This is a genomic window from Mediterraneibacter sp. 210702-DFI.5.30 (assembly GCF_020560115.1).
Classification (GTDB): domain Bacteria; phylum Bacillota; class Clostridia; order Lachnospirales; family Lachnospiraceae; genus Mediterraneibacter; species Mediterraneibacter faecis.
This window is the reverse complement of sequence record NZ_JAJCME010000003.1, coordinates 295036-321236: the sequence shown is the minus strand read 5'-3', so window position 1 is coordinate 321236 and position 26201 is coordinate 295036. Positions and strand designations below refer to the sequence as shown.

22 protein-coding genes, 1 other RNA gene and 1 other annotated feature are annotated in these 26201 nt (G+C 42.6%); of the genes, 21 read left to right on the top strand and 2 right to left on the bottom strand.

The genetic code is table 11. The annotated features are described in order from the left end of the window. The first annotated feature begins 6 nt into the window (after positions 1-6). From hypF to LI126_RS05120, 8 genes are all read left to right on the top strand, one after another. Positions 7-2403, top strand: a complete 2397-nt coding sequence (gene hypF / locus LI126_RS05155; RefSeq protein WP_227164974.1) for a carbamoyltransferase HypF — start codon at positions 7-9, stop codon at positions 2401-2403. Between the two features lie 26 nt (positions 2404-2429). Beyond that, positions 2430-2639 carry a HypC/HybG/HupF family hydrogenase formation chaperone gene (locus tag LI126_RS05150; protein WP_015527775.1) on the top strand — a complete coding sequence of 70 codons (210 nt, stop codon included), beginning with the start codon at positions 2430-2432 and terminating at the stop codon, positions 2637-2639. A gap of 29 nt (positions 2640-2668) precedes the next feature. Continuing rightward, positions 2669-3754 (top strand): hydrogenase formation protein HypD, encoded by a 1086-nt coding sequence (hypD, locus tag LI126_RS05145; protein ID WP_020436037.1) that lies wholly within the window; start codon positions 2669-2671, stop codon positions 3752-3754. Positions 3755-3805: 51 nt separating this feature from the next. After that, positions 3806-4825, top strand: a complete 1020-nt coding sequence (hypE, locus tag LI126_RS05140; RefSeq protein ID WP_227164973.1) for a hydrogenase expression/formation protein HypE — start codon at positions 3806-3808, stop codon at positions 4823-4825. 182 nt (positions 4826-5007) lie between these two features. Continuing rightward, positions 5008-5280, top strand: a complete 273-nt coding sequence (locus LI126_RS05135) for a TM1266 family iron-only hydrogenase system putative regulator (protein ID WP_117539562.1) — start codon at positions 5008-5010, stop codon at positions 5278-5280. Beyond that, positions 5273-6049 (top strand): nitrogenase iron protein NifH, encoded by a 777-nt coding sequence (locus tag LI126_RS05130; RefSeq protein WP_055148546.1) that lies wholly within the window; start codon positions 5273-5275, stop codon positions 6047-6049. The genes LI126_RS05135 and LI126_RS05130 overlap by 8 nt, the downstream gene beginning before the upstream one ends. Next, positions 6042-7403 (top strand): nitrogenase component 1, encoded by a 1362-nt coding sequence (locus LI126_RS05125; protein ID WP_227164972.1) that lies wholly within the window; start codon positions 6042-6044, stop codon positions 7401-7403. The genes LI126_RS05130 and LI126_RS05125 overlap by 8 nt, the downstream gene beginning before the upstream one ends. After that, positions 7400-8518, top strand: a complete 1119-nt coding sequence (locus LI126_RS05120; RefSeq protein ID WP_227164971.1) for a nitrogenase component 1 — start codon at positions 7400-7402, stop codon at positions 8516-8518. Before LI126_RS05125 ends, LI126_RS05120 begins: the two co-directional genes overlap by 4 nt. 23 nt (positions 8519-8541) lie before the next feature. On the opposite strand, the gene LI126_RS05115 is transcribed toward LI126_RS05120, so the two are convergent. Both LI126_RS05115 and LI126_RS05110 read right to left on the bottom strand, forming a co-directional pair. Further along, positions 8542-9282, bottom strand: a complete 741-nt coding sequence (locus LI126_RS05115) for an ABC transporter permease (RefSeq protein ID WP_373107512.1) — start codon at positions 9280-9282, stop codon at positions 8542-8544. Between the two features lie 40 nt (positions 9283-9322). Continuing rightward, positions 9323-10090, bottom strand: a complete 768-nt coding sequence (locus LI126_RS05110; protein WP_055166857.1) for an ABC transporter ATP-binding protein — start codon at positions 10088-10090, stop codon at positions 9323-9325. Between the two features lie 134 nt (positions 10091-10224). On the opposite strand from LI126_RS05110, the gene LI126_RS05105 reads away from it, so the two are divergent. From LI126_RS05105 to clpX, 13 genes are all read left to right on the top strand, one after another. Next, positions 10225-10863 carry an epoxyqueuosine reductase QueH gene (locus LI126_RS05105; RefSeq protein ID WP_054753470.1) on the top strand — a complete coding sequence of 213 codons (639 nt, stop codon included), beginning with the start codon at positions 10225-10227 and terminating at the stop codon, positions 10861-10863. A 156-nt stretch (positions 10864-11019) separates the two neighbouring features. After that, positions 11020-12399 (top strand): argininosuccinate lyase, encoded by a 1380-nt coding sequence (gene argH, locus LI126_RS05100; RefSeq protein WP_054753472.1) that lies wholly within the window; start codon positions 11020-11022, stop codon positions 12397-12399. Positions 12400-12514: 115 nt separating this feature from the next. Next, a complete protein-coding gene (gene asd, locus LI126_RS05095) occupies positions 12515-13600 on the top strand; it encodes an aspartate-semialdehyde dehydrogenase (protein WP_020436046.1) in 1086 nt (361 codons plus the stop codon). 133 nt (positions 13601-13733) lie between these two features. After that, positions 13734-15026, top strand: coding sequence for a Na+/H+ antiporter NhaC family protein (locus LI126_RS05090; RefSeq protein WP_020436047.1), 1293 nt, complete (start codon positions 13734-13736; stop codon positions 15024-15026). Between the two features lie 136 nt (positions 15027-15162). Then, positions 15163-16650: a threonine synthase gene (gene thrC / locus LI126_RS05085; RefSeq protein ID WP_020436048.1), complete on the top strand. Its 1488-nt coding sequence runs from the start codon at positions 15163-15165 to the stop codon at positions 16648-16650. A 4-nt stretch (positions 16651-16654) separates the two neighbouring features. Continuing rightward, positions 16655-17002 carry a hypothetical protein gene (locus LI126_RS05080; protein WP_020436049.1) on the top strand — a complete coding sequence of 116 codons (348 nt, stop codon included), beginning with the start codon at positions 16655-16657 and terminating at the stop codon, positions 17000-17002. Positions 17003-17202: 200 nt separating this feature from the next. Next, positions 17203-17386: non-coding RNA, 6S RNA (ssrS, locus tag LI126_RS05075), on the top strand. Positions 17387-17547: 161 nt separating this feature from the next. Next, entirely contained in the window at positions 17548-18387 is an 840-nt protein-coding gene (locus LI126_RS05070) for a YihY/virulence factor BrkB family protein (RefSeq protein WP_020436050.1), read from the top strand. A gap of 326 nt (positions 18388-18713) precedes the next feature. After that, a complete protein-coding gene (locus tag LI126_RS05065; protein ID WP_055156808.1) occupies positions 18714-19526 on the top strand; it encodes a hypothetical protein in 813 nt (270 codons plus the stop codon). Between the two features lie 193 nt (positions 19527-19719). Further along, positions 19720-19994 (top strand) — a binding site (T-box leader). A 64-nt stretch (positions 19995-20058) separates the two neighbouring features. After that, a complete protein-coding gene (pheS, locus tag LI126_RS05060) occupies positions 20059-21078 on the top strand; it encodes a phenylalanine--tRNA ligase subunit alpha (protein ID WP_015527792.1) in 1020 nt (339 codons plus the stop codon). 111 nt (positions 21079-21189) lie between these two features. Beyond that, positions 21190-23610: a phenylalanine--tRNA ligase subunit beta gene (gene pheT / locus LI126_RS05055; protein ID WP_227164970.1), complete on the top strand. Its 2421-nt coding sequence runs from the start codon at positions 21190-21192 to the stop codon at positions 23608-23610. 18 nt (positions 23611-23628) lie between these two features. Beyond that, complete coding sequence (gene queA, locus LI126_RS05050; RefSeq protein ID WP_227164969.1) at positions 23629-24654, top strand: tRNA preQ1(34) S-adenosylmethionine ribosyltransferase-isomerase QueA; 1026 nt, start codon at positions 23629-23631, stop codon at positions 24652-24654. Between the two features lie 13 nt (positions 24655-24667). Beyond that, the gene (gene clpX / locus LI126_RS05045) at positions 24668-26137 is read left to right on the top strand and encodes an ATP-dependent Clp protease ATP-binding subunit ClpX (protein WP_227164968.1); all 1470 of its coding nucleotides are present in this window, start codon (positions 24668-24670) and stop codon (positions 26135-26137) included. Positions 26138-26201: the final 64 nt, after the last annotated feature.

The window sequence follows — 26201 nt, the reverse complement described above, 5'->3', positions numbered from 1 at the left end:
AAGTCTATGGAGAAGGAGATAACGAAGAAAATCCGTGTCTATGGAATTGTACAGGGCGTAGGATTCCGTCCGACCGTCAGTCGACATGCAGATTCCTGTAAGATCAGAGGAAGTGTCAGTAATCGTGGACCTTATGTTGAAATCTTCGCACAGGGAAGCGAGACGGCAGTGAATCTGTTTATTAAGAAAGTTCGTACCTGTCCGCCAAAACGTGCAGCGATTCTTAAGGTTTCAGAAGAAATACTGGATACAAAGGAAAAATATCCGGACTTTTCTATCATAGAAAGCGAGAAGACAAAAGGAGAGATCTTTATTTCTCCGGATATTGCAATCTGTGAGGAATGTAAGGAAGAATTGTATGATCCCAAGGATCGCAGATACTTACATCCGTTTATTAATTGTACGTGTTGTGGTCCGCGGCTTACGATTCTGGATGCTCTTCCATATGACAGAGAGCGTACGAGTATGAAAGAATTTCCGATGTGTCCGGAATGTGAGGCAGAATATTACAATCCGGAAAGCAGAAGATACGATGCGCAGCCGGTTTGTTGTAATATGTGCGGACCGGAAGTTTATTTGATCAAAACTTCTGATAGAACGATAGACATGAAAGGTTCTGATGCAATTACGGAAGCAAGAAGAGTGATTTCCGAAGGCGGAATCGTAGCAGTGAAGGGAATCGGAGGATTTCATCTTTGCTGCGATGCATCAAATGAGGCAGCAGTGGAACTGTTAAGAAAGAGAAAACGCCGCCCGGCGAAACCGTTTGCAGTGATGGCAAGAAATCCTGATGTAGTGCAAAGTGTCTGTGAGTTGAGTAAGGAGCAGGAAGAAATTCTCACTGGACATCAGAAGCCGATTCTTCTTTTGGTGAGGAAAGAGATAGAATCGAAGCAGCTGTGTTCATCTGTCGCACCGGGCAATCCAAAAGTAGGAGTGATGCTTCCATATGCGCCGGTGCAGTTACTTCTATTTCAATATCCGGATGGAATCAAGATGCCGGATTTTCTCGTAATGACCAGTGGAAATGTATCCGGTGCGCCAATCTGCAGATCGGATGAGGAAGCACTCGAAGAGCTTTCGGAATTTTGTGACTGCATCTTGTCTCACAATCGAAAAATTCGTGTGAGAGCAGATGATTCCGTGATGGATTTCTATAAAAACAGACCATATATGATTCGCAGATCAAGGGGATATGCGCCACTTCCGATCCAGACGTCAGGAAAATGGAAAGGACAGGTATTAGCTGTCGGCGGAGAATTGAAAAATACATTCTGTATCGGTGTGGATAGTAGATTTTATCCTTCGGCTTATGTGGGGGACTTAGAAGATTTAAGAACGGTAAATGCATTGAAAGAGACAATACAGCGGATGGAAACATTGTTGGAAGTGGAACCAAGCGTTGTCGTCTGCGATATGCATCCCAAATATAATTCGACGGTGGTTGCGGAAGAACTGGGACTTCCTGTTTTGAAAGTGCAGCATCATTATGCACACATCTTATCCTGTATGGCAGAGAATGACTGGATGGAACAGGTGATCGGAGTATCTTTTGACGGAACCGGCTATGGAACGGACGGAACCATATGGGGCGGAGAAATACTTCTGGCAGATTTTGACGGATTCCGGAGAATCGGAAGTATTGAACCATTTTTACAGGCTGGAGGCGACCTATCAGCAAAAGAAGGATGGCGTATCGCAGTTTCTTTAATCTGGCAAATATCTGAATCAAAAGATGAGGCGATGCAGATCATTCAGAAACTTGGTCTTTGCGAGGAAAAAGAAGCGAAAGTTCAGCTTGCGATGCTTGAGAGAAAGATCAATGCGGTAGAGTCAACCAGTGCAGGAAGATTATTTGATGGAATCAGTGCGATACTTGGAATTCGAAAGAAATCTTCTTTTGAAGGAGAAGCCTCCATGGCATTGGAATTCGCAGCAGAAGCTTATGAAAAAAGATCTGGTGAGAAGAAAATAAATGTCTTAGACGGGCAGAAGTGTTTAATTGAATCAGCAGACGACGGAAGAGAACTTCTTCTGACAAGTCGACTGGTGAGGGCAGCAGTCGAAGTGGTTAGCAATATTGGCGAAAATGCAGTGGCAGAAGATACATTTGATCAGGACTTAATAGAAAAGGCAGCTTATGAATTTCATAAAGGACTTGCAGAGCAGATTGTCACAGCATGTATCCATGCTAAAGAGAAAACCGGATGTCAGACAGCCGCACTTAGTGGCGGTGTATTTCAGAATGGATTACTGCTTCGTCTGACGGAAGACGGATTAATTGCAAATGGTTTTCATGTGCTGACACATCAGATGATTCCGCCGAATGACGGAGGAATTGCGCTTGGTCAGGCATTTTATGGAATGAATCATGAGTGTGTAGAGGAAACTCCGATTTTATAGAGTTAAAAAAGAAAGGAATAAGAAAAATGTGTGTAGGATTATCAGCTAAAGTGGTTCGCATCAGTGACGGAACTGCAGTGGTAGATGCAGGTGGTGCGAAAAGAGAAGTATCTTCAGAGTTATTAGAAGATCTGGAGCCGGGCGATTACGTGATGGTGCACGCCGGAGTCGCAATTGCAAAGATCACAGAAGAAGATGACGAAGAGACCGATCAGCTTATGGAAGAACTGCTATAGAGCAGTGAACAGTGAGGTGAAAAGAATAAATGATGATGCAGGATATAACAAAAAATCAAACATCTGAAAGAAATGAGAAACAAAGAAAAACAGCGAGGGAAATCATCGAGCAGTATGATGGACCACCGGTTCGCATTATGGAAGTGTGCGGAACACATACACATGAGATCTTTCGCCTTGGAATCCGCAAATTACTTCCAAAGCAGGTGGAACTGATCTCAGGACCGGGATGTCCGGTCTGTGTGACACCGGTTGGGTTTATTGATGAGGCAGTGTGGCTTGCACTTCAAGCAGGTGTGACAGTCTGTACTTTTGGCGATCTTGTCCGTGTACCGGGAACAAAGATGAGTCTTGCGGGAGCGAGAGAAAAGGGCGCAAAGATCCAGATTGTTTATTCACCGGCAGATGCAGAAAAATATGCGAGGTTACATCCGGAGGAACAAGTCGTGTTCCTGTCCGTTGGTTTTGAGACAACAACACCTTCTTCTTGCTTATCAGTAAAGAAAGCGAAAGAAGAACAACTAGAGAATTATTCTATCCTGACGGCAAATAAGACGATGCCGGGAGCTTATGAAGCATTAAAAGGAAGTGCAGATGTGTTTCTTTATCCGGGACATGTAAATGCAATTACCGGAACGGCATTGTGTGAATCTCTGACAAAGGAGGGAGTCAGTGGAGTTGTAGCAGGATTTACTGCGAAAGAACTGCTGACAGCATTGGCTGTTTCATTGAAACGCTACCAGGAAGGAAAACCATTTTTTGTAAACTGCTATCCAAGAGTAGTAACAGCAGAAGGAAGCAAAGAGGCACAGCGTCTTGTAGATGAACTGATGGAATCCTGCGACAGTGAATGGCGTGGCCTTGGAGTGATTCCAGATTCCGGAATGAAGCTTCGTAAAGAGTGGGAAATGTTTGATGCAAGAGTGAAATATCAGATTCCGGAAATGGAAGGAAGAGCAAATCCAGCTTGTCGTTGCGGAGATGTTTTACAGGGAAAATGTAAGCCATCAGATTGCAAAGTATTTGGAAAAGTCTGTACACCGCAGCATCCGGTAGGAGCATGCATGGTTTCAAATGAAGGTGCGTGTTCCGCTTATTTCATGTACGGAGTATAGAAGAAAATAGAAATGGTTACTGTGAACAGTGACGGAAAAAGAGGAAATAATATGAGCGAAAAAATAGAAAGCCAGACAGTTACAATGGCACACGGAGCAGGCGGAAAACAGACTTCAGAACTGATCGACAAAGTATTTGCAGCACATTTTGCAAATCCGGATCTGACAGCAGATGATGCAGCTGTATTAAATCCGCCGGTTGGGAAAATGGCAGTGTCAACAGATGGATTTATCGTATCTCCGGCATTTTTCCCGGGAGGAAATATTGGAAAACTGTCTATCTGCGGAACAGTAAATGACCTGGCCTGTATGGGGGCAAAACCATTATATTTGACTTGTGCATTTGTGATTGAAGAAGGATTCCAAATGGAGAAACTGAAGCAGATTGCGGAGGCAATGGCTAAAACAGCGAAAGAAGCAGGTGTTCGCATCGTATCAGGAGACACCAAGGTCGCCGGAAAAGGACAGGTAGACGGAGTCTTTATCACAACAACCGGAATGGGAGAAATTGAAGATGGCGTACAGGTTGGCGGAGAACTTGCGAAGCCAGGAGATGCAGTTATCGTAACCGGAGATATCGGCCGACATGGATGCACGATCCTTCTTGCGAGAGAAGATTTCGGAATCGAGGCAGATGTGAAGAGCGACTGCGCCCCACTTTGGAAGACGGTGGAGGCTGTTATGGACACGACACATGAACTTCATGTGATCCGCGATGCGACAAGAGGCGGTGTCGGAACTGTATTATACGAGATTGCAGGACAGAGCCAGGTTGGAGTACAGATTGATGCAGCAAAAATCCCGGTAGCTACCGAAGTGCAGGGAGTCTGTGGAATGCTTGGACTTGAACCACTTTATCTTGCCTGCGAAGGAACAATGGTGATCATTGCTCCGGCAGAACAGGCAGAAAAGATCGTAGAGACACTTCACCAGTGTCCATACTCTCAAAATGCAGCGATCATCGGAACGATTACAGAAGAAAACCCAGGCAAGGTAATACGCATGACAGAAATCGGAACCCAGTCCCTCCTCCCACAGCCAGGTGGAGAGTTGTTGCCTAGAATATGCTAAATCAGTTCCGAAATGCGGAGAAAGTTGTCTCTTCATGCGCTGCAAGCTAGCTTACATAAGCAAGAAGAGACAACTTTCTCCATATGGCGAACGCCATACAGCGAAATGAAGCATGAGCGGAATTGAGCTGTAGCATGAGGAACGGAAGAGAGCGATATAACAAAATGCGGAAAGGAGTCAAAATGGATACAAGAGTAGCAGTAATCTCCATAATTGTGGAAAATCCGGAAGCGATCGTTACACTGAATGATCTTCTTCATGAAGCCGGAAATTATATTATCGGGCGTATGGGGATTCCATACAGGGAAAAGGGAATTAATATCATCAGTATTGCAATTGATGCACCGCAAGATATGATCAGCAGCCTTTCCGGAAAGATTGGAAGATTAAAAGGTGTGTCAGCGAAGACTGCCTATTCAAACATCATTACAAAAGCGGAGGCACACAATGATTAAAATTGCAGTATATGGAAAAGGTGGAATCGGAAAATCAACAACAGTCTCCAATGTGGCAGCAGCACTGGCTGAGCAGGGATTAAAGGTTCTTCAGATTGGATGTGACCCAAAGGCAGATTCAACGATTCTGCTCCGACATGGGGAAGAGGTTCCGACCGTACTTCAGATGTATCAGGAAAAGAAACAGAACCTGAAACTGGAAGATATTGTGAAAATTGGATACAAAGGAATTGTCTGTGTAGAAGCAGGCGGCCCGACACCGGGACTTGGGTGCGCAGGACGCGGAATCATAACTGCACTGGAAAAACTCGAAGAGACAGGTGCATATGAGAAATACCAGCCGGATGTAGTGCTTTATGATGTGCTCGGAGACGTTGTCTGTGGTGGATTTTCTATGCCGATGCGAAATGGGTATGCAGACAAGATCTTTATTGTTACATCTGGAGAAAATATGGCGATTCATGCAGGTGCGAATATTGCTATGGCGGTAGAAAACTTTAAGAATCGCGGATATGCCACACTGGGAGGGCTGATCCTGAATCGAAGAAATGTCCCGCGTGAGGAGGAGAAAGTAGAAGAACTGGCGGAAGATTTTCATACAAGTATCGTAGGAACTTTGACAAGAAGTGATCTTGTTCAGCAGGCAGAAGAACAGAAAAAGACCGTTCTTGAAGCATTTCCGGAAAGTGAAATGGCAGAAGAATATCGTATACTTGCCAAAGCAATCCTGATGAAAGTGAGAGAAAAACAAGAGGTGTCAAATGCTTAGAAAAGTTGGAGAATCAGCCTGGCCGATCAGTGAGAAAGATGCGGTTGTCAGCATAAAAGACGCATCCTATCCAATTCCGTTCCCACAAGGGCTGGAATTTAATTCACCGGCACATGGCTGTTGGAATATCGTTCATACTGGAATGCTGATTCCGGAAGCACATCAGATTTATGTCTGTGCGGACAACTGTATGCGGGGCGTTGTGCTTACTGCAGCAGAGATGCATGCAGAAGACAGATTTTCCTTTGTGATCGTGGAAGAACAGAATCTGCTGAATGGAGACCTGGAAGATCTGACAATCGAAGGGACGGCAGATCTTATAAGAAAATTAAAGAAAATGCCGAAGGCGATTCTTTTGTTTACAGTCTGTATTCATCATTTTATCGGATGTGATCTGGAAAGAATTTACAGAGAATTGGAAGAACAATTCCCGGAAATCACATTTCTGAGATGCTATATGGATCCAATCATGCAGAAGCACGGACCGACACCGGATCAGAAACTCAGAAAAGCAATGTATGAGTCATTGGATTCAGAACCTGATAAAATGGATACAAAACAGATTTCTATTTTGGGAAGTGACTTTGCCTTAGATCAAAGTAGTGATCTGAAAGAATTGTTACCAAAAGCAGGTTATACAGTTAGGGAATTGCAGAGCTGCAGAACATGGGAAGAGTATAAAGAATTGGGAAATGCAGGAACATTTCTCTGTTGTTATCCATCTGGAAAATATGGGATAGAACTTTTGGCAAAACGACTGGACAGAACATTTCTTTATCTCCCACTGAGTTTTGATTATGAAGAAATCAAGAAGGAAGAAGAGATTTTGTGGAATACTTTAAAACCTGAAGACAATCAGGAACTGTTACCATGGATAGAAAAGAAAATTTCACTCTGTGAGGCGGCATTAGAACACACGAGGCAAGTGATCGGAAACACACCGATTGCAATCGACTATACATTCCATCCGCGTCCGCTTGGATTGGCGAAACTGTTACTGACACATGGGTTCAACGTAGAGACGGTGTATCTGGACAGTATAAGTCCAGAAGAAAAAGAAGCTTTTGCGTGGCTGAAAGAGAAGAAACCGGAGTTGGAACTTCGTTCAACAGTCCATGCGAAAATGCGTCTGCTACATGAGGAGCATGCAACGGATAAGATTCTGGCAATCGGCCAGAAGGCAGCATGGTTTACAGGAAGCCGATATTTTGTAAATCTTGTTCAGGGAGCAGGGTTACAGGGGTTTGACGGAATCCGCAGGACTGCCGAACTAATGGAAGAAGCATTTTCAGAAGAAAAAGATCCAAAAACGCTTATTGTAAAAAAAGGATGGGGGTGTACAAGCTGTATATGAGACAGGCATATCGAATTATACCGATTTATACCTCAGATGTATCCGGAGTCTGTTCTGCACTATATGAATTAGGTGGGATGGTTGTTATACATGATCCTTCCGGTTGTAATTCCACTTATAACACGCATGATGAAATCAGGTGGTACAATCAGGACAGTCTGATCTTTATTTCCGGATTAACAGAGATTGATGCAGTGATGGGGAATGATGAAAAATTCTTATCTGATATCAAAGAAGCGGCAGGTGAATTACATCCGAAATTTATTGCTCTTGTAAGTTCACCGATTCCATTTATGAATGGAACAGATTTTCCGGCTTTGGCGAAAGTGCTTGAGACAGAGACGGGGATTCCGGCCTTCGCAGTGCCAACGAATGGAATGCATGATTATGTGTATGGTGCAGGAAAGGCACTGGAGGAAATTGCGAGAAGATTTGTTCCGGAGCAAATGGAAGACAGAAATGGTTCAGAACGTACAGTAAATCTGCTTGGAGCAACACCTCTCGATTTTGGTCCGATTTCAAAAGTAGAAGAACTAAAAAAGAATCTTGAGCAGTATGAGTGGAAGGTGATTTCCACATGGGCGATGGAAGATTCTTTGGAAGATCTGGCACAGGCAGGAAAAGCGGAGATGAATCTTGTGATATCCTCTGTCGGGCTTAGGGCAGCGAAGATGCTGAAAGAAAAATATGGAACGCCTTATGTGATTGGAACACCTTATAAAGAATATGCGGAGAGAATCAGTGAAGCTTTGGAAAAACGCATCCAGATTCCCGCTATAGAAGATCGGAGAAGAGAGAATTTACAAGGAACTGGTAACTCTGAAAAAATAATTACGTTGATCGGAGAACCGGTTACAATTGGATCTCTTGCTGCAATTATCGAAAGAAGATACCATTATAAAACAAGGATACTCTGTCCCTTAGAGAATGCAGAAGGATTGCTGGGAGAGCATGATCTGAAGATATGCGGTGAAGAAGAGATGGAAAACGCCCTGAAAAACGCTCAAATCGTAGTAGCAGATCCATTGTATCGCCCAATCTGCCCGGTTGAGTGCGAGTTTTATGAGAGAGCGCACATAGCATTTTCAGGGAGAATGTTTCTAAAAAATAAATAAGTAGGGATGACAGATTGATACTGTCACCCCGTCTTTTTCAGATACCACTTTTCTATCAGACCGATTATCGCATACAACAGCACTGCAATGATACATAGAATGCAGATACTCATCAGAAGCCAGTCAAGTTTAAATACCTGGCTGGAATAGATGATCAGGTATCCAAGTCCGCTTCTTGCGGCTAGAAATTCACCGATGATAACTCCGACAAGACAAAGTCCAATATTGACTTTCATATTACTGATGATTGCCGGAATGGAACCAGGAAGAACCACCTTGGTCAGCGCATGCCTGCGTTTTCCATGTAGTGTGTAGATCAGACGAATTTTTTCCTGGTCGATCGTAGAAAAACTGGTGTAGAGGTTCAGGATACTTCCGAAAATTGCAACGGACATTCCGGCAACAACAATGGTTGTGGTATTGGCACCCAGCCAGACAATAAGTAAGGGCGCCAGGGCAGATTTTGGCAGGCTATTCAGGACAACCATGTAAGGGTCAAGAATTTCGGAGAGTCCATGGAAACACCAGAGGAGGATTGCAATCAGAATGCTGGTAAGTGTGACCAGAAGAAAGCTGACAAGCGTCTCATACAAGGTGATTCCAATATGGTGAAAGACAGAACCATCCTCTGTCATTTTCAGAAAACAGGTTACGATACGGGAAGGGCTGCTGAAGATAAAGGAATCAACAACTCCGGTATCGGCACAGATTTCCCATTGTAACAGGAATAAGAAAAGAATCAGAATCCGCAGAAAAACGACCATCCGTCGGCGTCTGCGGATTTTTTTGAGAAAACGAAGATGCTCAGTTGTCATGGTTTAGCTCCTTCCAGATTTGATTAAAGTAGTGTTTGAATTCAGGTGCATTCCGCCGATTTAAAGGTGTGTCTTGTTCTAATTTAAAGAAAATCGGAATTTCGCAACGGACATTGGCAGGACGGTTGGTGAGGACAATGACCCGGTCGGAAAGGCTGATTGCTTCCGATAGATCATGAGTGACAAGAAGTGCAGTCTTTCCACTCTGTCGGATAATCTGGCCGATGTCGTCGCTGACGGTGAGCCTGGTCTGATAATCCAGAGCGGAAAAGGGCTCATCAAGCAGTAAGAGTTGCGGATCAGGCAGCAGAGTCCGAATCAGGGCGGCACGCTGGCGCATTCCTCCGGAAAGCTGGGAGGGACGTGCAGAAGCAAATTGTTTTAAACCATATTGTTCGAGAAGCTCATACGCACGTTTTTTGGTTGCAGTATTCAGTGTGCCGCAGATTTCCGGACCGAGGGTGACATTCCGGTAAATACTGCGCCAGTCCAGTAAATGATCGTGTTGGAGCATATAGCCAATCAGGGGAGAATTTTCCTTGAGAGGGATACCATTTAACAGGATTTCTCCTGCATCTGGCTTCATCAATCCACAGATCAGGGAGAGAAGTGTAGATTTGCCACATCCGGAAGGACCGACAACTGCTGTGAAGGTTCCAGGTTGCACGGAAAAGGAAAGATCAGATAAAGCCCTTGTTTCTGCGTCCAATGTGTGATAAGAATAATATATGTTATGAAGTTCCAGAAGAGAATTCATTGAAGACTCCATTTCAGTAGTAGTTAATGTTATGATATGTAAAAATAATCCTGAGAGTGAATCAATGAACATGTCAGGCGTTTTAGAAAAAAGGAATGATTGATCTGGAACAAAGATACAGGAGAATGATGAAAATGAACTTACAGAAAATAAACTATCAGAAAGAACTGGAGAAGCTTCTGACAAGACTGGAAAAGGAAGAAAAAGTACCAACTCTTTTACTACATAGTTGCTGCGCACCGTGCAGTAGTTATGTATTAGAGTATTTATCACAGTATTTTAAAATCACTGTCTTCTATTATAATCCCAATATTTATCCGGAAAGTGAATACACAAAGCGTATCCTGGAACAACAGAAATTGATTGAAGAGATGCATTTCCGGTATCCGGTATCATTTTTAGCCGGTAAATATGACCGCGATCGGTTCTATGAGATGGCAAAAGGATTGGAAGAAGTGAGAGAGGGCGGTTCCAGATGCATGGGATGCTATGAACTTCGTCTGAAGGAATCCGCAGAAATTGCAGTGGCCGGAGGATTCGACTATTTTACAACAACACTTAGCATAAGTCCGATGAAGAATGCACAAAAGTTGAATGAGATCGGACAACGTGTCGGTGAAGAATATGGTGTACAGTATCTGCTTTCTGATTTCAAGAAGAAGAATGGATATAAGAGATCCATCGAATTGTCTGGAATCTATGGTCTTTACCGTCAGGATTATTGTGGATGTGAGTTCTCCTATAAAGCACGTCAGGCAGAAAAATGTGTGTGAAATGACGGAAGAAGTGATTAAAATAGCAGAAAATAAGAAAAAATCTACAGAATTCGTCGAAATCAGGTATATTTTGCAAGTTTGTAGTAGACATTTGACACTTTAGTGTGATAAACTAATGGGCAAATACGATATAATAGAAAAGGGGAAAGACAGATGGCACAGTTATGGGGCGGTCGTTTTACAAAAGAGACAGATCAGCTGGTTTATAATTTTAACGCATCCATCTCTTTCGACAAGAGATTCTATGAGCAGGATATCCGAGGAAGTATTGCACATGTGACAATGCTTGCAAAGCAGGGAATTCTGACTGAGGATGAGAAGAAGCAGATCATTGACGGACTGAACGGAATCCGTGAGGATGTGGAAAACGGAACACTTGAGATTACAGATAAATATGAAGATATTCACAGCTTTGTTGAGGCAAACCTGATCGACCGGATCGGGGATGCAGGAAAGAAGCTGCATACAGGAAGAAGCAGAAACGACCAGGTTGCACTGGATATGAGACTTTATACAAGAGATGAGATTATTGAGCTTGACGTACTCTTGAAAGAGATTCTGGAAGTTCTTCTGAAACTGATGAAAGAGAATGTCGAAACTTACATGCCGGGATTTACACATCTTCAGAAAGCACAGCCGATCACTCTTGCACATCATATGGGAGCTTATTTCGAGATGTTCAAGCGTGACAGATCCAGAATGAAAGACATTTATAAGAGAATGAATTACTGTCCGTTGGGAGCCGGAGCGCTTGCCGGAACAACTTATCCGCTTGACAGAGAGTACACAGCAGAGCTTCTGGATTTTGCAGGACCGACACTGAACAGTATGGATTCTGTATCTGACAGAGATTATCTGATCGAGCTTTTGTCAGCAATGTCAACTGTGATGATGCATCTGAGCAGATTCTCGGAGGAAGTAATCATCTGGAATTCCAACGAATATCAGTTTGTGGATATTGATGACGCTTACAGTACAGGAAGCAGTATCATGCCACAGAAAAAGAACCCGGATATTGCAGAGCTTGTCCGTGGTAAGACAGGAAGAGTTTACGGAGCATTGACCTCTCTTCTGACAACGATGAAGGGAATTCCGCTTGCTTATAACAAAGACATGCAGGAAGACAAAGAACTCGTATTTGACGCAATTGATACAACAAAAGGATGTCTGGCGCTCTTTACAGGAATGCTTAAGACAATGAAGTTTAACGATGCACGCATGGAAGAGAGTGCGAAGCATGGATTTACCAATGCGACAGATGCAGCAGATTATCTGGTGAATCATGGAGTTCCGTTCCGCGATGCACATGGAATCGTTGGACAACTCGTACTGTACTGCATTGAGCATAAGAAAGCACTGGATGATATGACAATGGAAGAATTCAAAGCCATCTCACCGGTGTTTGAAGAAGATATTTATGATGCGATCAGCATGAAAACCTGTGTAGAGATGAGAAATACGATCGGTGCACCGGGAAAAGCGGCAATGGAGAAAGTGATCGCAATCGAAGAAGCTTATCTTGTGACAGAGTAATGAATCATTACAGCGAGCAAAAATAACTGAATGTTTTCTTTCATTATATAATGGGAATTGAAAAAGAACGTTTGGATAGAAAATAGAAAATAAGAAGAAAAGGGAGAAGAAAACAATGGAGCAGAAATTAAAAGTAGGTATCCTTGGAGCAACAGGTATGGTAGGACAGAGATTTATTTCTCTGCTTGAGAATCATCCATGGTTTGAAGTTGTAACAGTAGCAGCAAGCCCGCGTTCCGCAGGTAAGACATATGAAGAAGCAGTAGGTGACCGTTGGAAAATGGATACACCGATGCCGGAAGCAGTTAAGAAGCTGGTAGTCCTGAATGTAAATGATGTAGAGCATGTAGCATCTACAGTTGATTTTGTATTCAGTGCAGTGGATATGTCTAAAGACGAGATCAAAGCAATTGAAGAAGCATATGCGAAGACAGAGACACCGGTTGTATCTAACAACAGTGCACACCGCTGGACACCGGATGTACCGATGGTAGTACCGGAGATCAATGCAGATCATTTTGAAGTGATCAAAGATCAGAAGAAACGTCTTGGAACAACACGCGGATTCATTGCAGTAAAACCAAACTGCTCAATCCAGAGCTATGCACCTTGCCTTGCAGCATGGAAAGAGTTCGGACCAAAAGAACTGGTTGTTACAACATACCAGGCAATCTCCGGAGCAGGTAAGACATTCAAAGACTGGCCGGAAATGGTTGGAAATATTATCCCATTCATTGGTGGAGAAGAAGAGAAGAGCGAGCAGGAGCCGCTTCGTGTACTTGGTAAAGTAGAGAACGGACAGATCGTGAAAGCAGAGCTTCCGAAGATCACATGCCAGTGCGTGCGTGTACCGGTTCTGAACGGACATACAGCAGCAGTATTCATCAACTTCGAGAAGAAGCCTACAAAAGAGCAGCTGATCGAGAAGCTTGTAGCATTCAAGGGATTCCCACAGGAAGCAGAACTTCCGAGTGCTCCGAAGCAGTTTATCCAGTACCTTGAAGAGGACAACCGTCCACAGGTAACAGAGGATGTGAACTACGAGCGTGGAATGGGCGTATCTATCGGACGTCTGAGAGAAGATACAATGTTCGATTACAAGTTTATCGGACTGTCCCATAACACAGTAAGAGGTGCAGCAGGTGGAGCAGTTCTCTGTGCAGAGGCATTGACAGCAAAAGGATATATTGCAGCAAAATAAGAAAATAGAAAAAGGCAGTGGCAGTACAAAAATAGTCACTGCCTTTTATACGTATACAAATCGGGAAGGCAGCTGCCAGTCCGATGAAAGAAAATGGGGATAAAAATAAAAATGGTATGAGCAGGAGGATTTTATGGAGAAGGAGAAAAAAGGAAGAGCGATTGCACTACTTCCAATAGGAGTGTTTTTGATCATTTTTCTCGGTGCGGGAATTGTGTTCAAAGATTTTTATGCGATGCCGGCGATCGTTGCGTTTTTGATTGCATTGTTTGTTGCATTTTTGCAGAATAAAGAATTGAGTTTTAACAAGAAGATTGAAGTGATTGCCAAAGGTGTTGGTGAGGAAAACATCATTACGATGAGCCTGATCTTTCTCTGCGCCGGAGGTTTTTCAGGTGCAGTTACTGCAGCAGGTGGGGTAGACAGTACAGTCAATTTAGGATTGTCATTGATCCCGGCACATTTTGCAGTTGCAGGTCTGTTTCTGATCGGATGTTTTATTTCGGTCTCTATGGGGACTTCCATGGGAACGATTGCAGCACTTGCACCGATCGCAGTTGGAATCAGTGAAAAGACAGGATTTGCACTTAGTATCTGCATCGGAGCAGTTGTGTGTGGAGCTATGTTTGGAGATAACCTTTCTATGATCTCTGATACAACAATTGCAGCAGTTAAGACACAGGGATGTGAAATGAAAGACAAGTTTAAGGCAAACTTTTTCATCGTTCTTCCGGCAGCGATTATTACAGTATTAATCTTCTGGTTTGTAACAAGAAATATGAATTTCCATTTGGAGGAAAACTTAAGTTACAGCCTTTGGGAAGTTCTTCCGTATATGGTTGTTCTTCTTGGAGCACTTATCGGAATCAATGTATTTGTTGTTTTGATCAGCGGAATTGTGATCTCCCTGATCGTAGGTGTAAGCATGGGACATATTGCACTTTCTGAAATGTTCCAGGTTGTTGGAAATGGTGTGACATCAATGTATGACATCACAGTTATTTCTATCATCGTAGCATGTATCGTATCACTTGTGAAAGAGCATGGTGGAATCCAGTTCATTCTGAATCTGATCAAGAGCAAGATCAATGGAAGAAGAGGAGCAGAATTCGGAATCGCACTTCTTGCCCTTTTTGTTGATGCATGTACAGCAAATAATACGGTTGCCATTGTTATGACAGGACCGATCGCAAAAGAAATCAGTGAAGAGTTTGATGTAGATCCGAGAAGATCAGCCTCACTTCTGGATATGTTTACATCTGTAGGCCAGGGTATCATTCCATACGGAGCACAGCTTCTGTCAGCAGCAACACTGACTGGATTGACACCGCTTCAGATTATTCCGAATCTGTATTATCCGCTTCTTATGGGAGTATGCGGAGTTTTGGCAATCATCTTCCGGCCACAGAGTAAAAAACTACAGTAAAGTAAAGTGGTAACTTAAAAAAGCAAAAATAATATATTTTCTTGTGGTATAAGAAAAGTTGTGTTATACTTGCAGACAAGAGTGATTTTCACTGGAAACTAAAAGTAAGAAATCAAGATAAAAGAGGGATGTAAGGATGAATCTATTATACAAAAGCACCAGAAATTCAGACAAGACTGTTACAGCTTCACAGGCCATCTTAAAGGGACTGGCTGATGATGGAGGACTGTTTGTTCCTGTATCCGTTCCGAAGCTGGATGTAACAATGGATGAACTTAAAGACATGTCATATCAGGAGACAGCTTATGCAGTTATGAAACAGTTCTTTACAGATTTTACAGAAGAAGAACTGAAACACTGCATCAACAGTGCTTATGATTCAAAGTTTGATACAGAAGTGATCGCACCACTTGTGAAGGTGGGAGATACTTATCATCTGGAACTGTTCCACGGAGCAACGATCGCATTTAAAGATATGGCACTTTCTATCCTGCCGCATCTGATGATCACTTCCGCAAGAAAGAACCAGGTGAAAAATGATATCGTGATCCTGACAGCAACTTCCGGAGATACAGGTAAGGCTGCACTTGCAGGTTTTGCAGATGTTCCGGGAACAAAGATCATCGTGTTCTATCCAAAGGGAGGCGTAAGCCACGTTCAGGAATTACAGATGGTGACACAGAAGGGAGAGAATACTTCTGTTGTAGCAATCCATGGTAACTTTGATAACGCACAGAGCGGTGTGAAGGCAATCTTTGAAGACAAAGAGCTGGCAGCAGAATTAGATGCGAAGGGATATCAGTTCTCATCAGCAAACTCCATCAATATCGGACGTCTTGTACCGCAGGTTGTTTATTATGTATATGCTTATGCAAAGCTGCTTGAGAATGAAGAGATCCAGGCAGGCGAGGAGATCAATGTTACAGTTCCGACAGGAAACTTTGGAAATATCCTTGCTGCATATTATGCAAAACAGATGGGCGTGCCGATCGCAAAACTGATCTGTGCTTCCAATGATAACAAGGTTCTCTTTGATTTCTTCCAGACAGGTGTCTATGACAGAAACAGAGAATTTATCTTGACATCTTCACCGTCCATGGACATTCTGATCTCAAGCAACCTGGAGCGTCTGATCTACACAATCGCAGGACAGGATGCACAGAAGGATGTAGAGCTCATGACACAGCTGAAAGAAAAAGGTGTGTATGAGATCACAGCTGAGATGAAGGAAGGTCTGAAAGACTTTGTCGGAGGATTTGCGACAGAAGAAGAAGTGAAAGAGACGATCCATGACACATATCAGAAGACAGGATATGTGATGGATACTCATACAGCAGTTGCAGCACATGTGTGTGCACAGTATCGTAAAGATACAAAGGACGAGAAGAAATGTCTGGTTGCTTCCACAGCAAGTCCGTACAAGTTCGTACGCAACGTTATGACAGCAATTGATCCGAAGTATGATGAGATGGAAGACTTTGCACTGATTGATGAGCTTGAAAAAGTATCTGGCTTCCCGATTCCAAATGCGATCAAAGAAATCCGTGATGCAGAGGTTCGTCATACAACAGAGTGTGATGCAGATCAGATGAAAGAGACAGTAAAAAATATTCTTGGGGTGTAAAAAAATGGATAACAGCTTGTGGGGATTTATAGGTATTTTTGTTCTATGTTGTGGAATTTACGCATTGTATTCCTTTGTTATAATGAAAGTAAAGGGCGAGATCAATGCATCAATTCTCCTGGGAAAAGATTATACTTATAAAAAATGTAAGGATAAAGAGGCTTATATAGCAAAAACAGCTCCGGCACTTTTTGTCTTTGGACTGGTATCTGTGATCTATGGAGTGATCGATGTGATTCACTGTTATGTTCATACAATGACAATAGTAGATACAGTTGCAATGATTATTTTCCTTATTGTATTGATCTGGTTCGGTGTTTATACAAGAAATCTCAGAAACAGATATTATTAAAAATGTCAGTTCCGTTTCTTTTTGCTGACAGAAACTATGAGAAACACGCTCCGTGAGTTTCTCAAGTTATCGCGGCAGTCGCCAAGGTCTCGTGCAAGCACGGACTTTGGCTCGTTGCTCGCGTAAATGCAAAAATCCACATATTTACAGTTGTAAAAATGATGTGGATGGAGTATAATAGCAATAGGTTAAGAAAGAAGAAAAACCTGAAATGTGCGAGAACCCTGATATTTTGAACCTACATTATTTAAAAAGGGATTCCGATAAGACTGAGTAATATGCCAGGCCTCCGTTTTTGCAGTGGACGGCAGAAAAGCAGGATGAGGTTGCCCACCTAGCCGTGGCTAGGACTCAAAATACAGGGAACGGCATTTTGGGGATTAGACAAAAGATAAAGTTAAGGGACAGCTGAAGAGATTCGGCTGTCTTTCTTTTTTGCTTGAATATTGAGAATAGTTATGGTATTATCCATGAAGTAACAATTTCGTGACGGCTGAGAAGAAACATAAGCCGTTCTGAGTATTTAACCTGGGGAGTTAAAGAAAATGGAGAAGTTTAATAAGATAAAAGATCGTGGATTGCGAATTGCAGCTACCGTGAGTTCGCATCACACGGGAGCTTTCGCAGCACAGGCGGCATATTTCTTTGTGCTTTCATTGATTCCTATCTTTATGTTGCTTTTAACAATGGTACAATTTACACCAGTGACGAAAGCGGATGTGATGGAGGCTGTACTTCCGGTATTTCCATCCACAGTCAGCCCAATGATTGAAAGTATTGTGAATCAGGTATATATGACTTCCGGTACGATCATTCCTTTGACAATCCTTGTAGCTTTGTGGTCAGCGGGGAAAGGAGTACTTTCTGTAACATATGGATTGAACTGCATTTATCAAAACACAGAGACGAGAAATTATTTTTACCTTCGCGCAAGAGCATGTATGTATACTTTTTTGTTCCTTGTGGCAATTATGCTCTCATTGGTGCTTTCCGTATTCGGTAACAGTATCAGTGTTGTGGTTTATGAACATGCACCGCTTATAAGCAAAGCAATTCATAAGATTATACATTTGAGGATTTATTTCACACTTCCGCTTCTGACTTTCTTCTGGGATCTGGTGTACAAGTATCTTCCAAATCGTGGTGCGGAAGGAAAGACGACTCTTCGGAAACAATTGCCGGGCGCATTCTTTACAGCTTGCGGCTGGATGGTACTGTCCTTTATCTTTTCTGTTTATTTGGATATTTTTAAAGGATTCACTAATATGTATGGTAGTTTTACAACAATCATTCTTGTTATGTTGTGGTTATATACGTGTATGTATATTATTCTGCTTGGGGGAGAAATCAATGCAATTTTAGAAGGGGTTAAAAGCAGAAAATAAGAAAAACACAAAAAGTACACAAATAATTGACAGAAGAATAATTAAGGCGTATACTACAAACGTATGAATATGCCGCAATGTAAAGATTGGGTAGATAATAGACAGAATTGATGTTATTAGCGGTATAGCCTCTCAGATACAAGATGGAAGTCAGAAGTTTTTTGATGTAATGAGTGTCTCTATATATTATATCGAAAGATTTTTGAAATAGTAAAAATTGTTTTTTATAATTAAAATGGTTTTTGCGATAATTTATAAGAAGGGGGGTTAGAAGTCATACAAAAGAGACTTATACTCATAATTAAGAAAGGAAGGAAAGATTTGTTATGAAAAAGAGGATGAGAAAACTCCTTATTTCAAGCCTTACATTAGCGATGTTACTGGTTAATTCGCTGAATGTTTTTGCTGCTGAAACAAGTGAGGATCAGACGACAAATGTTGACGTACCGCTTGGAGTGACATCTGAACATACAATGGATGTAGAGTCTATTCCGGCAGAAACAGCAGAGGCCGTTTTGAATGTGACATTTGCAACAGTAAAAGGTGAGTATGTTGGAAGCACAACAGTAAAAGAATCAGCTGCAGAAGGCGAGGGTGTATTAAAGACATTTGAACTTGGAACAGATTTCCAGCTGCCAGAAGGATATCAGCTCGTATCATGTGTACCACAGATGACAAAGATTAAAGTAGCTTATGGCACACTGCGTGTACGCATTATGATCGTAGAAAAGATTCCGGCTGTAGATCCAGAACCAACTCCAGATCCAGAACCAACTCCAGATCCGGAGCCAACTCCAGATCCAGAGCCGACTCCAACTCCAGATCCAGAGCCGACTCCGACTCCAGATCCAGAACCAGCTCCAAATCCAGAGCCGACTCCAACTCCAGATCCAAAGCCGACTCCAGATCAAACTACACCTGTAAATCCAACTCCGGTAAAACCAGCTGTAGAAAAGGATAATAACAAAACAAATGACAATACAAACAAGAAAGTAGATACAGCAGATAAGAAAACAACAAAGACAGAAGCTCCTAAGACAGGAGATACAGCTAATATCGCAATGAATGTTTTTGTAATGGCTATTTGTGGTGCTGCAATTGTTACTGTTATTTTCAGAAAGAGATTTACACGTAGATAATAAGAATTGTCTTGATTTGAATTAAGATAATACATAATTGCCAGAAGTGTCTAAACAGATGCTTTTGGCAATTTTCTTTTTATCAAACAAAAATTGTACACTATAATAGGAGTTCATTTAGACTTGACAAAAAGAAATGCTGTGTTAAAATAGACTGGTAAATTCACTTAGAATATGAAAAGTTTATTAGATTTGAAAAGCGAAGATCGTGCACAGTAGAGACCTGTTTTCTTGCAGAGAGAGAGAATCATCGGCTGAAAGTTCTCTTAAGTTCAGATAGCGATTGAAATTCACACGTGAGCTGCATTTTTGAAAGGAAGCATCTAAGGGACAGTCAGGAGAACGGATATGTTCGGATGTGAAAAGTAGAGAATGTCGTATGTTGTACGTTACACAACTTAGAGTGCCTGTAGATCAGAATGCAGGAATCAGGGTGGTACCGCGAGTGATTCAGACCTCGTCCCTTTTGGGATGAGGTCTTTCTTTATGAAAACGTTCGTCCCTGATAAGTGAGTTAAGAAAGGAGAAAACGATGAAAGAAAGACTGGAACAGATTAAAGCGGAAGCAGTCGCAAGAATTCAGGAGGCTGACGTTCCGGAGAAACTCAATGACGTGCGTGTAAAGTTTCTTGGTAAAAAAGGTGAACTGACAGCCGTATTAAAAGGAATGAAAGATGTTGCACCGGAGGAACGTCCGAAGGTTGGACAGCTTGTGAATGATACAAGAGCAGCAATTGAGGAACTCTTAGAGGAATCTAAGACAAGAATGGAGAAAGCGATTCGTGAAGAGAAGCTGAAAGCAGAAGTAATCGATGTTACACTTCCATCTAAGAAGAACAGTGTAGGACATAGACATCCGAACACAATCGCACTGGAAGAAGTAGAGCGTATCTTCGTAGGCATGGGATATGAAGTTGTAGAAGGACCGGAAGTTGAGTATGATCTGTATAACTTTGAGAAGCTGAACATTCCGGCAGATCATCCGGCAAAGGATGAGCAGGATACTTTCTATATTAATAAAGATATCGTACTTCGTACACAGACATCTCCGGTACAGGCCCGTGTGATGGAGCAGGGAAAACTTCCGATTCGTATGATCGCACCGGGACGTGTATTCCGTTCCGACGAAGTAGATGCAACACATTCACCATCCTTCCATCAGATCGAGGGTCTTGTGATCGACAAGAACATTTCCTTCGCTGACCTGAAAGGAACACTTGAAGTATTCGCAAAAGAGCTGTTTGGACCGGACACAAAGACAAAATTCCGTCCACATCATTTCCCATTTACAGAGCCAAGTGCTGAGGTTGATGTAAGCTGCTTTAAGTGTGGCGGCAAGGGATGTCGTTTCTGTAAAGGATCAGGCTGGATCGAGATTCTTGGATGTGGTATGGTTCATCCACATGTTCTCGAGATGTGCGGAATTGATCCGGAAGAGTACAACGGATTTGCATTCGGTGTAGGACTGGAGCGTATCGCTCTTCTGAAATATGAGATCGACGATATGCGTTTATTATACGAGAACGACATCAGATTCCTGAAACAGTTCTAACGAGCGCGATAAAATCTTCAAGCGGCGCGAATGCGGCGCGGCAACGGCGCAGAGCCGTTGGATTTTAGAGCCGCCCCTTTGATGAAATTAAACTAAAAAAGGAGATATAAAATGGATACTTCATTATCATGGATCAAAGCGTATGTCCCGGATCTTGACGTGACAGCGCAGGAATATACAGATGCAATGACTCTGACAGGAACAAAGGTTGAAGGATTCGAGGAGCTGGATGCAGACCTTGACAAGATCGTTGTGGGTCAGATTGAGAAAATTGAGAAACACCCGGATGCGGACAAGCTGGTAGTTTGCCAGGTGAATATCGGTACAGAGGTTATACAGATCGTAACAGGTGCAAAAAATGTGTTCGAGGGAGCGAAAGTTCCTGTTGTATTAGACGGTGGACGCGTTGCAGGCGGACATGAGCCGGGACAGAGAGTTGCCGGTGGAATTAAGATCAAGAAAGGAAAACTCCGTGGAGTTCCAAGTTACGGAATGATGTGTTCTATCGAAGAACTTGGTTCTACAAAGGAGATGTATCCGGAACAGCCGGAGAATGGTATTTACATTTTCCCGGAGGACACAGAGGTTGGAGCAGATGCGATAGAACTTCTTGGTCTTCATGATGTTGTTTTTGAATATGAGATCACATCAAACCGTGTAGACTGCTACAGTGTAGTAGGTATCGCACGTGAAGCAGCTGCTACATTTAATAAAGAGTTTAAACCACCGGTTGTAACAGAGACAGGAAATGATGAGGATGTCAATGACTATGTAAAGGTGACTGTAGAGAATACAGATCTGTGTTCCAGATACTGCGCAAGAGCGGTTAAGAATATTAAGATCGGACCATCACCAAAGTGGTTACAGCGCAGACTGTCATCTGTTGGAATCCGTCCGATCAACAACCTGGTTGATATTACAAACTATGTAATGGAAGAGTACGGACAACCAATGCATGCTTATGATCTTGATACACTTGCAGGACATCAGATCGTAGTTAAGAATGCACAGGATGGAGAGAAGTTCGTTACACTGGATGGACAGGAAAGAACAATGGACAAAGATGTTCTGATGATCTGTGACGGAGAAAAGGCTGTTGGAATCGCCGGAATCATGGGAGGAGAGAATTCCATGATTACAGATAACGTGAAGACAATGCTTTTTGAGGCAGCTTGTTTTGACGGGGTGAATATCCGTAAGTCCAGTAAGCGTGTCGGACTTCGTACAGATGCTTCCGGTAAGTTTGAGAAGGGACTTGATCCGAACAATGCAATGGATGCACTGAACCGTGCCTGCCAGCTTGTAGAAGAGCTTGGAGCAGGTGAAGTTGTCGGAGGAGCAATTGACGTATACAGCAAGAAGAAAGAGCCTGTACGTGTTCCATTTGATGCAGAGAAGATCAACCGCATGCTCGGAACAAATATTTCTGAGGAAGATATGCTTGGATATTTCAAGAAAATCGATCTTGATTACGATGCAGAGACAAAAGAAGTGATCGCACCGACATTCCGTCACGATCTGTTCAGATTAGCTGACCTTGCAGAGGAAGTTGCAAGATTTTTCGGATATGACAATATCCCGACAACACTTCCGTCTGGAGAGGCTACAACAGGTAAGCTTCCGTTCAAGCTTCGTATTGAGCAGGTTGCAAGTGATATTGCTGAGTTCTGTGGATTCAGTCAGGGAATGTCTTATTCCTTCGAAAGCCCGAAGGTATTTGATAAACTTCTTCTTCCAGAGGATTCAAAGCTTCGCAATGCAATCTCAATCATGAATCCGCTTGGAGAAGACTATAGTATCATGCGTACAACATCCTTAAATGGTATGCTGACTTCTCTTGCAACAAACTATAACAGAAGAAATAAGAATGTCCGTCTGTATGAGATGGGAAATATTTATATTCCAAAAGAACTTCCACTGACAGAGCTTCCGGATGAGAGAATGCAGTTTACACTTGGAATGTATGGAGATGGAGATTTCTTCAACATGAAAGGTGTAGTGGAAGAGTTCTTTGAGAAAATCGGTATGAAGGGCAGAGAGAAATACGATCCGAATGCAGGAAAGTCATTCCTTCACCCGGGACGCCAGGCAAACATCATTTATGATGGAAAAGTAGTTGGATATCTTGGAGAAGTTCATCCGGAAGTTGCTGATATCTATGGAATCGGTGAGCGCGCATATGTTGCAGTTCTGGATATGCCTGAAATCATCCCATATGCTACATTTGACAGAAAATACACAGGAATTGCAAAATATCCTGCAGTGACAAGAGATATCAGTATGGTTGTTCCGAAAGAAATCCTTGTCGGACAGATTGAAGATGTGATCGAGAAAAAGGGCGGCGCTCACTTAGAGAGCTTTAACCTGTTTGATATCTATGAAGGTGCTCAGATCAAAGCAGGATTCAAGTCAGTTGCTTATTCTATCGTATTCCGTGCAAAGGATAAGACACTGGAAGAAGCTGAAATTACAGCAGCAATGGATCGCATTCTTTCCGGTCTGGAAGAACTTGGTATTGAGTTGAGAAAGTAAGAAGAGAGGGTAAGAGCATTGAAAACAAGTGATTTTTATTATGATCTTCCGGAGGAACTGATCGCACAGGATCCTTTGGAGGACCGCTCTTCCTCCCGCCTTATGATACTTGATAAAGAGACAGGGAAGACAGAGCATCATGTATTTCGTGAGATTATCGATGAACTGAATCCAGGAGATTGTCTGGTTATCAATGATACGAAAGTAATTCCGGCCAGACTGATCGGAGCAAAGGAAGACACCGGAGCAAAGATAGAAATGCTTCTTTTAAAACGAGGAGCAGATGATGTCTGGGAGACATTGGTAAAGCCTGGAAAAAAGGCAAGACCGGGAGCAAGAATCAGCTTTGGAGACGGCCTGCTTGTCGGAGAAGTTATGGATGTAGTGGAGGAAGGAAATCGTCTGATCCATTTTGAATACGAAGGAATCTTCGAGGAGATTCTGGACCAGTTAGGACAGATGCCGCTTCCACCGTATATTACACATCAGCTTCAGGATAAGGACAGATATAATACTGTCTATGCGGTACACTCCGGTTCTGCGGCAGCACCGACGGCCGGACTTCATTTCACACCGGAGCTTTTGGAAGAGATTCGTGCAAAAGGGGTAGAGATTGCACCGGTTACACTTCATGTCGGACTTGGAACGTTCCGTCCGGTGAAGGTAGATGATGTGGAGCATCACCATATGCATTCAGAATTTTATATGATTACTGAAGAGTCTGCACAGAAGATCAACCATGCAAAAGAAGCAGGACATCGTGTCATCTGTGTCGGAACAACAAGCTGCAGAACAATCGAATCCGCTGCCGATGAGAATGGAAGATTAAAGGAATGCAGTGGTTGGACAGAAATCTTTATCTATCCGGGATATCAGTTCAAGATTCTGGATGCGTTAATCACGAACTTCCATCTGCCGGAATCTACACTGATCATGCTTGTTTCTGCATTAGCCGGAAAAGAGCATGTGATGGCAGCGTATGAGGAGGCAGTAAAAGAAAGATATCGTTTCTTCAGTTTTGGGGATGCGATGTTCATACGATAGAAAGGGACAACCTATGTCAGAAAATGATTTTATCATTGTAGATGAAGAAGAGACAAACAAGGAAGACAACAGACAGGACACTGGCAGGGAAGAAGAAAAAAAAGAAGTGACAACTTCTGACCATTCTGAAAAAGATGATGACGGATATGAGAGAATATGTTTTATTTGTCATCGCCCGGAGAGTGTGACTGGGAAGATGGTTGAGCTTCCGAATAATATCGCAGTATGTCCGGATTGTATGCAGAGAAGCTTTGATATGATGAACAATAGTTCTATGGATCTAAGCAGCATGATGAACATTCCGGGGGTACAGTTTTTGAACCTTTCGGATCTTGATAATCTGCAGCCAAAGGCACAGAAGATCAAACAGAAGAAGAAAAAACCGAAAGAGTTTAAACAGTTGGATATTAAAAAGATTCCGGCGCCTCATAAGATCAAAGCCCGTCTGGATGAATATATTGTCGGACAGGAGTATGCAAAGAAAGCAATCTCTGTAGCGGTATATAATCATTATAAACGTGTGGCAACCGGAACAATGGATGAGATTGAGATAGAGAAATCAAATATGCTCATGATTGGGCCTACAGGATGTGGTAAAACATATCTGGTTAAGACACTGGCGAAGCTTTTAGATGTGCCGTTGGCGATCACAGATGCAACATCTCTTACAGAGGCAGGATATATCGGTGATGACATCGAAAGTGTTGTTTCCAAGCTTCTTGCAGCAGCAGACAATGATGTTGAGCGTGCGGAACAGGGAATTATTTTTATCGATGAGATCGATAAGATTGCCAAGAAAAAAACTTCCAGTCAGAGAGATGTGAGTGGTGAATCTGTGCAGCAGGGAATGCTCAAACTCTTAGAGGGAAGTGAAGTTGAAGTTCCGGTAGGCGCGAACAGCAAGAATGCAATGGTTCCACTGACAACAGTGAATACAAAAAATATTCTGTTTATCTGTGGAGGTGCATTCCCGGATCTTGAAGACATTATCAAAGAGCGTCTGCAGAAGAAAACGTCGATGGGATTCAATGCAGAACTGAAAGATACAGTCGAGCATGATGAAGAGCTGCTCTCTAAGGTGACAATTGAGGATCTAAGAAAATTCGGTATGATCCCGGAGTTCTTAGGACGTCTTCCGATTGTATTTACATTAAAGGGACTCGACAAAGAGATGCTTGTCAAGATCTTAAAAGAGCCGAAAAATGCAATTTTAAAACAGTATCAGAAGCTGTTGGCATTGGATGAAGTAAAACTTGAGTTTGATGACAGCGCATTAGAAGCAATCGCAGAAAAGGCAATGGAAAAAGATACCGGAGCCAGAGCACTGCGTGCGATCATTGAGGAGTTTATGCTGGATATTATGTATGAGATTCCGAAAGATGATAATATTGGAGAAGTAACAATTACAAGAGCTTATATAGAAGGTACCGGCGGACCGGTTATTCAGTTGAGAGGTCAGGCAGTACCGAGATTAGATGGATAAAGTGAGATTTTAGAAAGAGAAGTTTTGTTCAAAAATCTGAAAACTGATTGGGGAATTAGTTAAA

What these genes read in the sequence shown, in the direction of transcription:
- hypF (WP_227164974.1), top strand. Translation starts at nt 7, where the DNA reads ATGGAGAAGGAGATAACGAAGAAAATCCGTGTCTATGGAATTGTACAG.
- LI126_RS05150 (WP_015527775.1), top strand. Translation starts at nt 2,430, where the DNA reads ATGTGTGTAGGATTATCAGCTAAAGTGGTTCGCATCAGTGACGGAACT.
- hypD (WP_020436037.1), top strand. Translation starts at nt 2,669, where the DNA reads ATGATGATGCAGGATATAACAAAAAATCAAACATCTGAAAGAAATGAG.
- hypE (WP_227164973.1), top strand. Translation starts at nt 3,806, where the DNA reads ATGAGCGAAAAAATAGAAAGCCAGACAGTTACAATGGCACACGGAGCA.
- LI126_RS05135 (WP_117539562.1), top strand. Translation starts at nt 5,008, where the DNA reads ATGGATACAAGAGTAGCAGTAATCTCCATAATTGTGGAAAATCCGGAA.
- LI126_RS05130 (WP_055148546.1), top strand. Translation starts at nt 5,273, where the DNA reads ATGATTAAAATTGCAGTATATGGAAAAGGTGGAATCGGAAAATCAACA.
- LI126_RS05125 (WP_227164972.1), top strand. Translation starts at nt 6,042, where the DNA reads ATGCTTAGAAAAGTTGGAGAATCAGCCTGGCCGATCAGTGAGAAAGAT.
- LI126_RS05120 (WP_227164971.1), top strand. Translation starts at nt 7,400, where the DNA reads ATGAGACAGGCATATCGAATTATACCGATTTATACCTCAGATGTATCC.
- LI126_RS05115 (WP_373107512.1), bottom strand. Translation starts at nt 9,282, where the DNA reads ATGGTCGTTTTTCTGCGGATTCTGATTCTTTTCTTATTCCTGTTACAA.
- LI126_RS05110 (WP_055166857.1), bottom strand. Translation starts at nt 10,090, where the DNA reads ATGAATTCTCTTCTGGAACTTCATAACATATATTATTCTTATCACACA.
- LI126_RS05105 (WP_054753470.1), top strand. Translation starts at nt 10,225, where the DNA reads ATGAACTTACAGAAAATAAACTATCAGAAAGAACTGGAGAAGCTTCTG.
- argH (WP_054753472.1), top strand. Translation starts at nt 11,020, where the DNA reads ATGGCACAGTTATGGGGCGGTCGTTTTACAAAAGAGACAGATCAGCTG.
- asd (WP_020436046.1), top strand. Translation starts at nt 12,515, where the DNA reads ATGGAGCAGAAATTAAAAGTAGGTATCCTTGGAGCAACAGGTATGGTA.
- LI126_RS05090 (WP_020436047.1), top strand. Translation starts at nt 13,734, where the DNA reads ATGGAGAAGGAGAAAAAAGGAAGAGCGATTGCACTACTTCCAATAGGA.
- thrC (WP_020436048.1), top strand. Translation starts at nt 15,163, where the DNA reads ATGAATCTATTATACAAAAGCACCAGAAATTCAGACAAGACTGTTACA.
- LI126_RS05080 (WP_020436049.1), top strand. Translation starts at nt 16,655, where the DNA reads ATGGATAACAGCTTGTGGGGATTTATAGGTATTTTTGTTCTATGTTGT.
- LI126_RS05070 (WP_020436050.1), top strand. Translation starts at nt 17,548, where the DNA reads ATGGAGAAGTTTAATAAGATAAAAGATCGTGGATTGCGAATTGCAGCT.
- LI126_RS05065 (WP_055156808.1), top strand. Translation starts at nt 18,714, where the DNA reads ATGAAAAAGAGGATGAGAAAACTCCTTATTTCAAGCCTTACATTAGCG.
- pheS (WP_015527792.1), top strand. Translation starts at nt 20,059, where the DNA reads ATGAAAGAAAGACTGGAACAGATTAAAGCGGAAGCAGTCGCAAGAATT.
- pheT (WP_227164970.1), top strand. Translation starts at nt 21,190, where the DNA reads ATGGATACTTCATTATCATGGATCAAAGCGTATGTCCCGGATCTTGAC.
- clpX (WP_227164968.1), top strand. Translation starts at nt 24,668, where the DNA reads ATGTCAGAAAATGATTTTATCATTGTAGATGAAGAAGAGACAAACAAG.